The organism is Alteribacter keqinensis (genome assembly GCF_003710255.1).
GTDB lineage: Bacteria > Bacillota > Bacilli > Bacillales > Salisediminibacteriaceae > Alteribacter > Alteribacter keqinensis.
Genome location: NZ_RHIB01000003.1, coordinates 252880 through 268179, shown reverse-complemented (window position 1 = coordinate 268179; position 15300 = coordinate 252880). Strand labels below are relative to the sequence as shown.

Genomic DNA, 15300 nt, shown 5'->3' with positions numbered 1-15300 from the left:
TTATCTACTCCTCTCTACTCTATACAATGCCCGTACAAATAAAACGAAACTGTCATATGTGGAGGTGAAAACTGAGAGAGAAAAATAGGCAGAACATAATATAATAAACTTTTTCACCAGGCGGAAGCCGATGAAAAATCCCTATTCAGAAAACATAGCAATCTCTATCTGACGACACTTCTTTAAACACAGGGTTTAACGTTTTTCAGGCATAAAAAAAACAGCAGGACCTCCCCGGGCCTGCCGCTTCTTGTTTATTTTCGTTTGACATCTACCAGGCGTCCACGATTGAGCTGCTGCTGCCTAAGCTCAACACCCGCTTCTTTCGCCGCCCGTTTTAAATCACGCTCTTCCCTCGGCTGTACTAGAGAAATCACCGTTCCATCCTGTTTGTTCCGGCCCGTCCGCCCGGAGCGGTGAATGTACTGCTTCGCGTCACGCGGCACATCCATTTGAATTACATGGGTCAGCTCCTGAATATCAAGTCCCCGGGCTGCTAGATCCGTTGCCACCATCAGTGACGTGTCACCTGAACGGAACCGCTTGATCGCCTGCTCACGCTCCTGCTTTTTTGTCTCTCCGTGCAGCACACTTACATCTATCTTTTTAAAATGAAGCTTCTCACCGATTACGTTCACTTCCCCGATGTCGTTCACAAAGGCCAAGGCTTTAATCGACTGGTTTTTCACGAGGCTGTTCACTACTTCGATCTTTTCCCGTGCTTCACATACCACATACACATGCTCCACGTTCCCCGTTGCAATCTGGTCTTTTCCAACACGGACAACTTCAGGCTCACTCATCAGTATAGCCGCTTTTTTTTCCACCTGCTCAGGCACTGTGGCTGAAAACAGAAGCAGCTGACGGTCTTTCAGCGTTGACTTGATGATCTGCTCAATTGTTTTTTCATGCTCAGGAATGAGGAGCTGGTCTCCTTCATCAAGAACAACGGTTCTCACTTCGTGCATCTTCAGCTTTTTGATCTTGATCAGCTCGGCCAGACGTCCCGGCGTTCCTGCGATGATTTGCGGCTTCTTTTTCAGCTTCTCCAGCTGGCGTTTCGTGTTTGCCCCGCCGATAAATGACGCAGACTTGATGCCGCTTCCCTGAGACCAATTCTGAATCTGTTCCAGTATTTGCATCACCAGTTCCTGTGAGGATGCTAAAATAACCGCCTGCACGTCCTTCTTTTCTGGGTCGATTTGATGTAAAATCGGCAAGAGGTAGGCTAACGTTTTGCCCGTCCCGGTCGGCGATTCGGCGATCATATCTTTTTTCTCCAGAACAAGAGGTGCTGCCACTTCTTGAATCCGGGTCGGTTCAGTAAAGCCTGCTTTTTCCCAGGCAGTTTGAATAAACGGTTTTAAGTTGCTTGTATAATCGCTCATATTGTTCTCCTTTATGTTTCATCTACCCCTGAGTGTACCCTACCAGAGGGCATAGAGTAAAGAAGAGGACAGCTGTGGATGTATTAAGCTCCTTTTTTAAAATTGTTAGCTATACAAAGTATTGATGTGGCTGCTGCCTCCATGCCTTTCGCTTTCCGCGGGGGCGCCGGTGAGCCTCCGGGTGCTACGCACTCCGGGGTCTCACCCTGCCACCTGCTCCCGCAGGAGGCTCAGGCATTCCGACTGCACCACCTTCTCTGAAAAGGCGACTTCAAAGTACAGATTAGGAACAAAAAAGGTTCCGCCTACATTCCACCGACAATTGAAACCTTTTAACTATCTACCAAAAAATTGTTTTCAAAACAAAAATCCAGTCCTATCGGCTGGTAATGTTTCGTTGATTGAAGCGAATGCGTGACACTCCTGCGGGAGGAGCGGGTTCCAGGGAGACCCCGCAAGCGTGCAGCGCTGAGGAGGCTCCCGACCCGCCCGCGGAAAGTGCAATGAGCGGAAATCAACACGTAACTCTTCTGAGAAAAGTGACTTTTTCAGTGCATCGGCAGTTCTGAAGAGGCTCGGCGCCAGGCCGCGGAAAGCGAAAGGCATGCAGGCAGTACCAACAATCTTTAATAAATGTAGAAAGCCAACAACATAACAAAACAAAAAAGAATCAATAGAGGATGTGCGTGTAATGAGTATTTTAACAGTAAAGAATTTAAGCCACGGTTTCGGTGACCGTGCCATCTTCCATGACGTCTCCTTCCGTCTCTTAAAAGGCGAACATATCGGACTCATCGGAGCAAACGGGGAAGGTAAATCCACGTTTATGAACATCATCACAAGAAGTCTTGAGCCGGACGAAGGAAAAGTCGAGTGGGCCAAAAACGTCCGCGTCGGTTTCCTTGATCAGCATACCGTTCTGGAAAAAGGCCTCACCATCCGTGACGTATTAAAGAGCGCCTTTCAATACCTGTTCGACATGGAAAATGACATGAACGCTCTTTACGAAAAAATGGGAGACTCCTCTCCAGAAGAACTCGAAAAACTTCTCGAAGAAGTTGGCACGATTCAGGACATGCTCACAAACAATGACTTCTACACCATTGATGCAAAGGTCGAAGAAATCGCACGAGGTCTCGGTCTTGATGAAATCGGCCTTGAGCGCGACGTAAACGATTTGAGCGGCGGACAGAGAACGAAAATCCTGCTGGGTAAACTGCTTCTCGAAAAACCGGACATTCTGCTTCTCGACGAGCCCACCAACTATCTGGACGAGCAGCACATCGAGTGGCTGAGGCGCTACCTGCAGGAATATGAAAATGCATTCATCCTGATTTCACACGACATTCCGTTCCTGAACAGTGTCATCAACATTATCTACCACATGGAAAATCAGGAGCTTACCCGTTACGTCGGTGATTACGATCATTTCATGAGCGTCTATGAAATGAAAAAGCAGCAGCTTGAATCCGCTTATAAAAAACAGCAGCAGGAGATTGCCGGGCTCAAAGACTTCGTTGCCCGAAACAAAGCCCGAATCTCCACCCGGAACATGGCTATGTCCCGTCAGAAAAAGCTGGATAAAATGGACGTGATCGAACTTGCCCAGGAAAAACCAAAGCCTGAGTTTCACTTTAAAAAAGCCCGCACATCAGGAAAGCTGATTTTTGAAACGAACGAGCTTGTGATCGGGTATGACGAGCCGCTGTCACGACCGTTGAACCTCCGCATGGAGCGGGGCCAGAAGCTCGCTCTTGTAGGAGCAAACGGAATCGGGAAAACCACCCTCCTCCGCAGTATTTTAGGGGAAATCAACCCGATCTCAGGAACCGTTGAACGCGGAGAGCACCTTCACATCGGCTACTTTGAACAGGAAATCAAAACGTCGAACAACAAAACGTGTATCGAAGAAGTATGGGACGAGTTCCCGTCCTTTAACCAATACGAAGTCCGATCGGCTCTTGCCAAATGCGGTCTTATGACAAAACACATTGAAAGTAAAGTCAGCGTGCTGAGCGGCGGGGAAAAAGCCAAGGTCCGCCTTTGTAAACTCATCAACAATGAAACAAACCTGCTCGTACTCGATGAGCCGACCAACCACCTTGATGTAGATGCGAAAGCTGAACTCAAGCGGGGGCTTCAGGAATTCAAAGGAAGCATTCTCATCATCAGTCACGAACCTGAATTTTATGAAGACATTGTAACCGACGTGTGGAACTGCGAAGACTGGACCACGAAGGTGTTTTAAAGAATGTTGAGTATCCTCTATACCTGAGTTACTCTGTCTACAAATCAAAGAAGTTGGTGCAACCCAGCGTCACCTTTCAACATAATCAATATTTATCCTAGAATTATGAGAGAATGCTGACGGAGTTTTGATTCTTTGATGTGCTAGGTTATTGGCGTTAAAAAAGAGTGCTGGTTGGAGCGAATGCGCGACACTCCTGCGGGAAAAGCGTGTTCCTGGGAGCCCCCCGCAGACACGAGTATTGCTTCATGTGTAAACTGCGAGTTGCTTCGATGCAGACCACTTCAGAGCATAGCTGGCAGAGGAAGAAGCAGTATGTCGGGGAGGCTCCCGAACCGCCCGCGGAAAGTGCAATGAGCGGAAATTAACATTAAATTTTACAGAAACTTGTTGTAAAACAGACACTCATGCTAATTTATTCGCACCATAGGGCATGAAAATAAGCATGAGGTCTTTTTTAGGCTGAGTTATCCCATTCCTCTGATTTTCACAGCGCATCGTGCGGAGCTGAACGGAATACGCGACACTCCTGCGGAAGTGCGCGACAGGCGAGACCCCGCAGGGGCGAAGCCCAGAGGAAGCTCGGCGCGAGTCCGCAAAAAGGGAGCGTATTCCGTTCAATGAAGCTGAGTTTGAATTCTTTTTCAGGGAGCATTTAACAAAAAGAACTTTAATAATAACTTCACGCGGTTTTCATACCGCCTTATTTTGAAAGGAGTGGACCGGTGATTACCCAGGCTGAACAAACGTTACACGAATATTTTGGCTACACGTCATTCCGTCCCGGACAGAAGCAAATCATTGAACAGGTTTTCAGCGGCACACCCACTATGGGGATCATGCCCACGGGAGGCGGGAAATCCATCTGCTACCAGGTCCCATCCCTTCTCCTGCCCGGCCTGACCCTCGTCATCTCCCCCCTCATATCGTTAATGAAAGACCAGGTCGACGAGCTACACGAAGTCCAGATCAGCTCTTCTTATATTAACAGCTCACTGACGTATGAGGAGACAGAAGAACGCATCGCCGACATCCGCGCCGGTCACACCAAGCTTCTCTACGTCGCACCTGAGCGGTTTGAAGTCCCTTCTTTTGTTAACATGCTCAAAGGACTCAACGTGAGCCTGATTGCAGTCGATGAAGCTCACTGTGTATCACAGTGGGGTCATGATTTCCGCCCGAGCTACATGCGGATTCCCCAGGTGTTAAGCCAGTTCCCGAACCGGCCTCCCATTCTTGCCCTTACAGCCACTGCCACACCTGCTGTCCGTGACGACGTATGCCAGGCGTTCGGCATTGAGCAGGGCGATGTTGTACAGACAGGCTTCTCCCGTGAAAACTTAAGCTTTCACGTTTTAAAAGGGGAAGTCCGCGACCGGTACTGTGCTGATTACATTAAGAAAAATGAAGGCGAACCTGGGATCATTTACGCATCAACGAGAAAAGAAGTAGAAAGCATCCAGGAATTTTTAACCGCAAAAGGCATTGACGCCGGCAAATATCACGGCGGCATGAGCCCGAATACCAGGGCAAAAAGCCAGGAAGACTTCGTGTATGACCGCATTCAGGTGATGGTTGCCACAAACGCCTTTGGAATGGGAATCAACAAATCCAACGTCCGCTTTGTCATTCACTACCAAATTCCAAGAAACATTGAAAGCTACTATCAGGAAGCAGGTCGTGCAGGACGGGACGGAGAACCGAGTGAGTGCCTTCTTCTCTACTCTCCCCAGGACATCCGGGTGCAGCAGTTCCTGATCGACCAGTCTGACTCAAGCGATGACCGGAAGCAAAACGAATATCGGAAGCTCCATCAGATGGTCAACTACTGCCACACAGAAGGCTGCCTCCAGACGTACATCCTCGACTACTTCGGGGATAAAGACGCCGAACCTTGCGGACAGTGTAGCAACTGTACAGACGAACGAGAAACAGAAGACGTCACCCGGGACGCCCAGATGGTCTTTTCCTGCATCAAACGTATGAACGAACGCTTCGGCAAAACGATGGTCGCCCAGGTGCTCACCGGTTCCCACAACCAGAAGCTTAAAGACATGAAATTTGACCGCCTCTCGACCCACGGCCTTATGAAGCAGTACACAATTAAGGAAGTCGCCCAATTTATCGACTATCTCGTTGCAGAAGATTACCTGCGCATGACCGACGGCGCCTACCCGGTACTCATGCTCACGGAAAAAACGCTTCCTGTATTAAAAGGCCAACTCCCTGTGGAGAAGAAGGTCGAGAAGCGACCGGCTGTTATTACAGAAGCCCACCCGCTCTTTGCTGAGCTGCGGGAGCTACGGACTGCTCTGGCTAAAGAAAACAGTGTAGCTCCTTACATGGTGTTCTCTGACAAGACGTTAAAGGAAATGTGCGATAAGCTTCCTCGTGATGAAGAAGCGATGCTTCAGGTCAAAGGCTTAGGTGCTCAGAAGTTCGACAAGTACGGAGAAGCCTTCCTTGCCAAGATCCAGAGCTATCTCGAAGCCAACCCGGAAGAAACTCCGGCAAAAACAAGCACAACAGCGTGGAACAGTGGAATCGCAAAAAAAGACAAAACCCCCAGCCACCTGATTACACTCGACATGTTCAAAAGCGGAAGGACATTAGAGGAAATCGCATCCGAGCGCGGGTTTAAAGCGGTCACAGCCGGCGAGCACCTCATCCGCTGTGCAGAGGAAGGACTTGAAGTGGATTTCACCCGCCTCGTCTCGGAAAAGGAACAGCAGACGATTCTCCGTGTCATTGAAGAAATAGATCCTTCTGAAGGCCTTAAGCCCGTTAAAGAAGCTCTCCCGGAAGACATTGATTACTTCCAGATCAAAGCAGTCCTCCAAGGGTTCGTTCATGCCTGAGTCTGTCCCCGGTCATCAGCGAAGGCACTGAAAAAGTTCGATCTTTAACCTTTTCCAGTGCCTTCTAAGCAATGAGCGTAACGCTTGCACTTTTTAAAAGCCTGATACGAGTGGGTTTCTCGTAACAGGCGCGCAACCGGGTGGAGCCATTGCCATTCAAATAAAAGGTACTGAAAAAGTTGTTTTGTACTTTTTCAGTGGCCTCGTCATCAGTGGCCCGGGCTTTTGCATACCTCCTGGTTTTCACTCATACGATGGGTAATAGCAAATCGCATGAAAAAACAGGAGGTTACACATGTACCCTTACCGATACCCCCAGCACCAGGCACGCAACAACACCAGTAAGCTGAAAGTAAAAGGCGAGGGCTCCGTTTCCGCAGCACCGGACAGAGCCAACATCACTGTGGGAGCCGTCACAGAGTCCACAGAAGTAAGCGAAGCACAGCAGGAAAATGCCCAAATCATTTCGCAGGTCACATCGGCGATCACCACATTGGGTGTACCGGAAGAAAGCATTCAAACCGTGGAGTACCGCATCGATACCCAGTACGACTTTGTAGACGGAAAACAGGAGTTCCGCAGCTACCGCGTCACCCATCTGCTGCAAGTAACACTTGATGACATTACCCTCACCGGTTCTGTAATCGACGAAGCTGTAGAAGCCGGCGCCAACACGATCTCTTCCATTTCATTCTCGTTATCCAACCCTGAGGTTCTTTATAATCAGGCCCTTGAACTGGCCCTGCAAAACGCGAGGGAAAAAGCCGAAACAATAGCCGCCGAGCTCGGTGTTGCCTTAAGCACACCACCTGTTTCAGTTGTCGAGATCTCACCTTCCACCACACCAGTCCCGTTCCAGACAGCACTCTACGCCACATCAGAAGGTACACCGATTCAGGCAGGGACCTTGACCATCCTCGCGCTGGTTGAGGTTGAATACAGGTATTAACGAGCGTCCGGATGAGAACCGGCGCTTTCCATCAAAAAAAACACCGCCCTTTTCTATAAAGAGCGGTGTACTTTAATATGAAACAGGCTCCCTGAATCAGGGTACTCCACCATATCAGGTTCCTGTAAACCTTCAGTCGCGGTGGTGATAAACAATTCATCACCGTCAGGGCCGCCGAACACACAGCACGTCACATTTTTCGCAGGCACCTCAACCGTATCAATCCACTCCCGTTTCCAGGGATCAACAACAGCGACACCATATCCGCCAAAAAGAGCGATCCAAAGGTTTCCGTCTCCGTCAATCGTCATTCCGTCCGGGTGTCCGTCCTCTTCCTGGAACGTGTAAACCACCTCTTCGTTGGCCAGTGCACCTGTTTTGGCATCATAGTGGAACTGATAAACCGTTCTTGTCGGTGTATCAATGTAATACATCGTCTGAGCCCGTTTGTTCCAGGCAAGTCCATTCGAAATGGACACGTCCTCCATGACGGTCCGCCTCGTACCGTCTTCCATCCAAACGTAGAGGGAGCCTTTTTCCAGCTCCCCATTCTCATTCATCGTTCCTGCCCACAGGCGTCCCCATGGATCTTTCTTTCCATCATTGAACCTGTTTCCCGGACTTATCTCAACCCGGTCGACAACCCGGGCATCGTTTTGGGTCTTGTCCCACACATACAGGCCATCTTCAAAAATGACGTGGAGCTCATGTTCATTTTTTTCAGCTAAGGCACAAGGACGCTTCGGGGTAGGATAGTGTTTAAGGGAGTGATCCCGGTAATCAAGTTCGTAGATCCCTCTCCCCTCAATATCCACCCAGAAAAGCTTCTGCTCCTCTTTCACCCATAAAGGTCCTTCCCCGAGCTTGTTTTCACACCCAATCAGCTTTTTTGCCTTCATTTTCGCCCCACTCCTCTTCTGCTCTGTATTAATAGAGTTTACCACCAAGTGAAGGAGAAGAAACATACACACCTTGGGAACATAAAACGCAAATCAGCAGCATCGTATAACCGGAGCCTTCCCAACAGAAAATTCATCCTTTCCTTTTCACAAAAGCTCCACCCCACCTCGTTCAGTTTAATTAGAGAGGCCTTTTTTCGATTTAAATTCCTTTTTGGCTTTTCTGCCTGCTTTTATATACTGATTGATTGTTTTCATCTGATCCGGGGTAAAGCCTCTTATTGCAGGACCTCGGTTAATCTCAAAGACGTGGATGCTGCCATCTTGCATCACTCCCACATCCGTACCGAAAATCAGCTGATAGTTATAAGATGGACCAAGAACCTCTGCAGAAAGCAAAGAGACTTGTTTAATTTTCTTAAGCAGGCCTTTCTGTTTTTTCGGAGGTATATTACAGTTCCTCATCGCTTCCTTAAAGCTCATGACACTCCCACCAGTATTTGCATTGGTAATCAACTTCCCATCACCGGCCACTCTCAATTTATAACCTGTAACCGTCCATGGATCATCAATGGAATTGCGCTGGATAATGACCCGCATATCAAAAGGGTTGCCATTGACCACTGCCGTGTGGATTCTTTTTTGAATAATATAGGGTACCCTTCCAATCCGATCTCGTAAAAAATTGTATAATTCAAGTCTGGTATTAAGTGAAAACTGATCATCAAAAATTTGTACGACGTAGCTGTCATCTTGCTTTAAGACAAAATAAATATTTTTTCCCTTAAGTCCTCTGTTCGGCTTTATCACTATCTCCCCGTGCTCATCCAACATTTGATATAACCTTCTTTTACCCACCCATTTTTGTGTATGCGGAAGATGTGGAGCAAGCTCTTCAGCTCTTTTCATGGCAAGGTACATTTTATACTTGTTTCTTCGCTTTATTTTTATCGGTTTCATGCTCATCTTTGTTTCCTCCAGAAAAAGACACATTATATAGATAAGCTATGCTGGTTTATAAAAAGGTGAAAGGGTATTTGAAGGAGTTCAAAGACATTCTTTTCTATGCAAAACAAAAAGAAGCTGCCGGGTCTTATTATTACCCGCCAGCTTCTTTCTCAATGGCAATCCGTCGGTCATTATAAAGCAGAAATCCCGTATTGGCTTTCTTTTTCCTCTACAAAAGCTGAGATTGCGTCATCAAGCATTTTCAGGCCTTCATCAACCTGCTCTTTTGTAACAGTAAGAGGCGGAATCATACGGATCACTTCACTTTCGTTTCCGCAAAAATAGAAGAGTACCCCGTTCTCCAAAGCCTTATCAAGAATGTTAAAAAGAGCCTCTCCGTCCCCTTTTCCGGTTTCAGGATCTACAATCTCAATCCCGATCATAAGCCCGACAGCACGGATCTCACCAATAACCGAATGCTTCTTTTTTAGAATTTCAAATTCTGCCTTCGCATATGCCCCAAGTGTTTTTGCATTTTCAAGCAAATCCTCTTCCGCGATTACATCCTGAACCGCAAGTGCTGCTTCACAGGCAATCGGATTGCCTCCAAAGGTCGTGCCGTGACTTCCCATCGGCCACTTGGCCATCAGTTCTTTCGACGCAACCGTGGCACTTAATGGAATCCCGTTGGCAATCCCTTTCGCAATCGCCATAATATCCGGCGTTACACCGAACGTCTGGGCAGCAAACATTTCTCCCGTTCTGCCAAAGCCTGTCTGCACCTCGTCAAAAATGAGGAGAAATCCGTAATGATCACAAAGTTTCCGCACTTTCTGAAGCCAGGATGCCGGTGGAATCACGTAGCCGCCTTCTCCGAGAACCGGCTCCAAAATAACTGCAGCCACCTCTTCGGGCATCACCTGATGGTTAAACAACGCTTTAAAGTCCGCTTCCAGTTTATCCATTAAGTACTGCTCTTCATCCACCCCTTCAGGTACCGCACTCCGATCGGCAAACGGCACTTGAAAGGTACCCATATGAGGCTGAAATTTCCGATATTTGGACTTGGACGTACTCACACTCATAGCACCCTGGCTCCGACCGTGAAAGCACCCTGTAAAGGAAATCACATAAGGCTTCTCCGTTACGTGACGGGCAAGCTTCAACGCGCCCTCGATCGCTTCCGTTCCGCTGTTGGCAAAAAAGAAGCAGTCAAGATCACCGGGAAGAACGTCAGCGAGACGATCGGCCAATGTCAAAATCGACTCATACATAATCACGCCGGACGGGCCGTGAGCAAGAGAATCCGCTCCTTTATGGATCGCCTCAACGACCTTCGGATGACGGTGTCCCACGTTCGTCGTCGCAATGCCTGACGTAAAATCCAGATACCTCTTCCCATCCGCACCGTAGTAATAGCAGCCTTCTTCTTTGACCACCGGAAGATTCGGATGGTCCTTCGCCATACTCGGGGCTAAGCGGTCACCCATGTTGTCGTATTTGTCTTTCCATGTATAAGTCATGATCCATCGCTCCTTGTCAGCAGTTTAAAAGAAAAACAGATGTGCCATAAGCGCCGCAATCGGCAGCGTAATGAGTGTTCGCTGAATAAAGATCACAGCAAGTTCTGTAATAGTTAGTGGTATCTTTGAACGGATCAGCAAGATCCCGATTTCAGACATATAAATCAGCTGTGTCAGAGAAAGTACCCCAATCACAAACCGAGTCAGCTCAGATTCAATCCCGCTTCCGATCACTGCCGGCAGGAACATGTCCGCAAATCCGACGATCATCGCCGGTGCCGCAGCCTCCGCTTCCGGCAGGCGCAACAGTTCCAGAACCGGCACAAGGGGCGCTGACAAAATGTTAAATACCGGCGTAAACTCCGCCACGATCAACGCTACCGTTCCAAGCGCCATCACAAGAGGCAGCAGTCCGACCCAGATGTCTACAACGTTGCGCACTCCTTTTACAGCTACAGACTGGACACTTTTCACACTCTGCGCCTTCTCAACCCCCTGTGTGACCGCCCACTTAAACGTGGACACATCACTCGGAGTTTCTTCATTAATTTTCTGACCCACCGGTTCGTAGTACGTATCTTTTTTCCAGGACAGCGGGGGAATACGCGGACAGATCACCGCAGCCGCAAGCCCTGCCACAATAACAGTAAAGTAAAATTCAACAAAACGGTGTTCAATTCCGATCACATTTGCAATCACCAGACTAAAGGCGATGGATGCAATAGAAAAGTTCGTCGCTACTACCGCTGCTTCCCTCTTGGAATAATACCCGTCTTCATACTGCTTTGTTGTAAGCAGCACGCCGACCGTCCCGCTTCCCATCCAGGACGCCATTGCATCCACCGATGAGCGGCCCGGCAGCTTGAATAAAGGTTGCATCACCTTTCTCACAAGGGTTCCGATAAAATCCATCAAGCCGTATTCAAGCAGCAAAGGCATGAATAAACTTGCAAACAAGAACCAAACCGCAAGTACGGGTAAAAGATCATATAATACCACCCCGCCCGTAAACTCGTGGCCGATGAGTGCCGGCCCCCACTCCATCAGGGTCATGACCGCAAACACGCCGCCAACAAGCCTGAGCGTGAGCCAGAACGGAGGAACCCGGAAAACAGCTGAAATCCCGGGATACTTATCCATCACAGAAGCCGGTGCAAAGGAAGCCAGCAAACTCGCAACTCCCGAAATTGCAAGTACACCAACCAGTATAACAGGAAGGGAACCACCCAGGGCGTTTTGCATTCCGTCCGCCATAACCCCGAGTCCGATCGTTACTGTGCCGTTTATGGACATAGGAACGAGGAAAAGCAGAATTCCTATTAACGAAGGAATAATAAAGGTTAAGTACTGCCGGAGTGTATATCCTTTTGATTTTGTTTCTGCAAATTTCTCCTGATAGTGCGCATGATCTGCCTTCATAATGTTTCCCTCCAATTGTATTTATATAAATTATTAGGTATAAAAATTAATATATTCAATAGTTAATAATACTATCACACCGATGTATATACATACAATGCTATTTTTATTTTTTAGAAGGAAGTTTTTTCTAATACTCTATTTTTCAATTTTGCCTCGTTATTTTTCCTTTTAGGGAATCACACAAAAAAAGCTGCTGAAAGGGAATTAACCTTTCAGCAGCTTCTTACACTTATTTCGGTCTGTCAATTGTAAAAATCTCTCCCAATGGAGCGTACTCTTTCCCCCCAAGACGGGCGACAGGCTTAAGCTTATCAGCTTCAACCTTCCCTGACTCGCCCATCACCTCATCAGCTACATGATAATGAAGGATCCTCCCGAATATCACGTCAGTCTCACCTTCATTCCCGGTAAACGTCATATGCTTTTCAAGCTTACATTCAAACCGTACCCGTGCCTCTTTTAACCCTGGCACGTCGATAACTGTACTTTCGACCGGCGTGAGGCCTACCCTTTCAACTTCACTCTCATCGGGTGGAAGGTTGGCCGCGGTGGCATTCATTTCCTCCACGTTCGCCTCATCCGTGACATGAACGACAAATGAACCGGTCTCCACGATGTTACGGGATGTATCTTTTTTATCTCCTCCACGCTTGCCGATTGAAATCATCAACAGGGGCGGATCTGCGGATACGACATTAAAATAGCTGAACGGAGCCGCATTCAAAACCCCGTCCTTAGAAAGTGTCGTCACAAACGCAATCGGCCTGGGCACAATTGTCTGGGTTAAAAAAGCATAGTTTTCCTTTTTTGAGAGACTTGCTGGGTCAATAGCTTTCATTCTCTTACTCTCCTTTAACAGCTTTTTTGTACCACAAAGCGGCATTTTCGATCTCTTCGCGGGTGAGCTGATGTCCCTGATTTGCCCAGAACACCTCTACATCGGCACCTGCCTTTGCAAGAGAAGCTTCAAGCTCCTCTGTTTCTTCCGGCGCACAGATCGGATCATTTTTACCCGCACCGATAAAGACAGAAGTCCCGCTCAGATCAGGCAGATCGATGCCTCTTCTTGGCACCATCGGATGAAGAAGTGCTGCACCGAAAAGCGCGTCTTTAAAGTGGTAAAGAAGGCTTCCGGCAATGTTCGCCCCGTTCGAGTAGCCCACCGCAATCACCTTGTCACGGTCAAATCCGTGCTCTTTCGCCGCCTCATCCAAAAATGCATGTAGCTCTTTTGTACGAAACAAGAGATCCTCTTCATCAAACACACCTTCACGGAGTCTGCGGAAAAACCGCGGCATCCCGTTTTCCAGCACGTTTCCCCGGACACTTAAAACAGATGCTTCTTTATCAATCATGTCTGCGATCGGCAGCAGATCCCGTTCGTCTCCTCCGGTTCCGTGCAGAAGCAGCAACGTATAAGGATTGTTCTCGCTTCGCTTTTCGAAAATGCTTTTCATTTTATCCACCTCTATTTTGGAATGGTTATTGGCAGTACAATATTTTCGATTTTTTCCCGTGCCGGTTCAAGCCACGGAGGCAGCTTCAGGCTTGTGCCCAGCTCAGGTTCTTTTTCATCCCACCCAAAGCCGGGCGGGTCAGTAGCAATCTCAAAAAGCAGACCACCTTTATCTCTAAAGTAAATAGCCTTAAAATACTGACGGTCCATTACTTCTGTCGGCCGGTAGCCGTGCTCCTTCACATGACTTTGCCAGTTGAGCTGATCCTCATCATCAGCCGCACGCCAGGCAATGTGATGAACGGTTCCCACCCCCAGATTTCCCATGTCGGTAATGGACGTATCCAGATCAATGATGTTACCGAGATCCCCCTCTGCTTCATACCGCACAAAGTTGCCCTCGGTCCCGACCTCTTTCAGCCCCATCACATTCGTAAGGAGCTCCCCGGTACTGTCCGGGGCTCCGGTATAAAGAACGGCACCGCCGAATCCTTTAATCGCCTGCTTTTTTGTAATGTCCTCATAAGACCAGTCACTCTCCGGCCCCTGGTCCCGGGCTCCGATTTCAAGCTTTAGTCCGTGAGGGTCGGTAAAACTGAGGGATTGTTCCCCAAACCGTTCCGTTTTGTCGTAGTTGCACTCTTTTCGAGTGAGTCTTTCTTCCCAGAAAGGGAGCGCTCCGCCAGGCACCACAAAGGTGGTCACACCTACCTGACCGGTTCCTATTTTTCCTTTTGCGGCTTTATCCCATGGAAACGTGGTCATAATTGTGCCCGGCGATCCTTCGCGGTCCCCAAAGTAAAGATGATACGTTCCCGGATCGTCAAAATTCACCGTCTTTTTAACAAGACGAAGTCCCAGAACATCAACATAAAAATCAACGTTCTCCTGAGGATTCCCTACAATTGCCGTTATGTGGTGAATACCTTGAATCGGTCTGTCCATAAGGCCCTCCTTAAGTGTGAATGTCCATGCTTTCAAAAAGTAAGTAACTATCTATGTATTATAATATACCCCTTTCACGGTGATTTCAAATCATTTGATTTAGTCTGCTCGAATTGAGAAGTGCCATTCCGGAGGGAGGATGATTTTTATGGAGAACTATTACCCATTTATGCAGAGTTTCATAGTGTTTATGAAGAACTTCCATCCATTTATAAAGACTTTCCGCCCGGTTATGCAGACTTTCCAGGCAGATAAAGAGAATACAACACTATCCGTCCCGCCACCACTCAAATAAAAAAAAGCCTGTTAAGGCCTTTGGCGGTAAATATATTCTTTTATCTGCTTAATATCTCTTTGGGCTTCGTCAAGGCTTTTCAGGCTTTCCGCTTGCTTTTCAATCACAGAGATATAGCGTTGTTCCCGCTCATTATTCATCTTGAATACCCAACGAACGCCATAAATGGCCGTGCCGAGCAGCATGACAAAGAGCAAACCGAATATTCCCAGACCTGTTTGAATGCCGTAGCTGATTAATGAATCCCACATAGCGTTCTTCCCTCCTATGAATCTAGTATTTATAATCTATGTACTACCAGCATATGCAGGTGGACAGGTTTGTTACGGGCAGTATGCCAGCGTCAAAATTCATATTTTTTCAACCTTT

12 protein-coding genes are annotated in these 15300 nt (G+C 47.9%); 3 read left to right on the top strand and 9 right to left on the bottom strand.

Annotated elements, in window-relative coordinates; all coding sequences use genetic code 11:
• Positions 1 to 254 precede the first annotated feature (254 nt).
• Positions 255 to 1388, bottom strand: a complete 1134-nt coding sequence (locus EBO34_RS16515; RefSeq protein ID WP_122900622.1) for a DEAD/DEAH box helicase — start codon at positions 1386 to 1388, stop codon at positions 255 to 257.
• Between the two features lie 691 nt (positions 1389 to 2079).
• Between EBO34_RS16515 and EBO34_RS16510 the strand changes: the two genes are divergently transcribed.
• From EBO34_RS16510 to EBO34_RS16500, 3 genes are all read left to right on the top strand, one after another.
• The gene (locus EBO34_RS16510; protein WP_122900619.1) at positions 2080 to 3636 is read left to right on the top strand and encodes an ABC-F family ATP-binding cassette domain-containing protein; all 1557 of its coding nucleotides are present in this window, start codon (positions 2080 to 2082) and stop codon (positions 3634 to 3636) included.
• 725 nt (positions 3637 to 4361) lie between these two features.
• Positions 4362 to 6494, top strand: coding sequence for a DNA helicase RecQ (recQ, locus tag EBO34_RS16505; RefSeq protein WP_122900618.1), 2133 nt, complete (start codon positions 4362 to 4364; stop codon positions 6492 to 6494).
• 295 nt (positions 6495 to 6789) lie between these two features.
• On the top strand, positions 6790 to 7443 hold the full coding sequence (locus EBO34_RS16500; protein ID WP_236784562.1) for an SIMPL domain-containing protein: 654 nt from the start codon (positions 6790 to 6792) through the stop codon (positions 7441 to 7443).
• A 53-nt stretch (positions 7444 to 7496) separates the two neighbouring features.
• Here the strand turns inward: EBO34_RS16500 and EBO34_RS16495 are convergent, their stop codons facing one another.
• The 8 genes from EBO34_RS16495 to EBO34_RS16460 form a co-directional block, all read right to left on the bottom strand.
• Complete coding sequence (locus EBO34_RS16495) at positions 7497 to 8342, bottom strand: SMP-30/gluconolactonase/LRE family protein (RefSeq protein ID WP_183163921.1); 846 nt, start codon at positions 8340 to 8342, stop codon at positions 7497 to 7499.
• Positions 8343 to 8519: 177 nt separating this feature from the next.
• Positions 8520 to 9308, bottom strand: a complete 789-nt coding sequence (locus tag EBO34_RS16490) for a YheC/YheD family protein (protein ID WP_183163920.1) — start codon at positions 9306 to 9308, stop codon at positions 8520 to 8522.
• A 173-nt stretch (positions 9309 to 9481) separates the two neighbouring features.
• Entirely contained in the window at positions 9482 to 10813 is a 1332-nt protein-coding gene (locus tag EBO34_RS16485; RefSeq protein ID WP_122900612.1) for an aspartate aminotransferase family protein, read from the bottom strand.
• 24 nt (positions 10814 to 10837) lie between these two features.
• Positions 10838 to 12232, bottom strand: a complete 1395-nt coding sequence (locus EBO34_RS16480; protein ID WP_122900610.1) for a YjiH family protein — start codon at positions 12230 to 12232, stop codon at positions 10838 to 10840.
• 232 nt (positions 12233 to 12464) lie between these two features.
• The gene (locus EBO34_RS16475; protein WP_122900608.1) at positions 12465 to 13073 is read right to left on the bottom strand and encodes a flavin reductase family protein; all 609 of its coding nucleotides are present in this window, start codon (positions 13071 to 13073) and stop codon (positions 12465 to 12467) included.
• 4 nt (positions 13074 to 13077) lie between these two features.
• Positions 13078 to 13692, bottom strand: coding sequence for an alpha/beta hydrolase (locus EBO34_RS16470; protein WP_122900606.1), 615 nt, complete (start codon positions 13690 to 13692; stop codon positions 13078 to 13080).
• Between the two features lie 11 nt (positions 13693 to 13703).
• Positions 13704 to 14636 (bottom strand): ring-cleaving dioxygenase, encoded by a 933-nt coding sequence (locus tag EBO34_RS16465; RefSeq protein WP_122900604.1) that lies wholly within the window; start codon positions 14634 to 14636, stop codon positions 13704 to 13706.
• A 306-nt stretch (positions 14637 to 14942) separates the two neighbouring features.
• Positions 14943 to 15182, bottom strand: a complete 240-nt coding sequence (locus EBO34_RS16460; protein WP_122900602.1) for a BhlA/UviB family holin-like peptide — start codon at positions 15180 to 15182, stop codon at positions 14943 to 14945.
• Between the last annotated feature and the right edge of the window lie 118 nt (positions 15183 to 15300).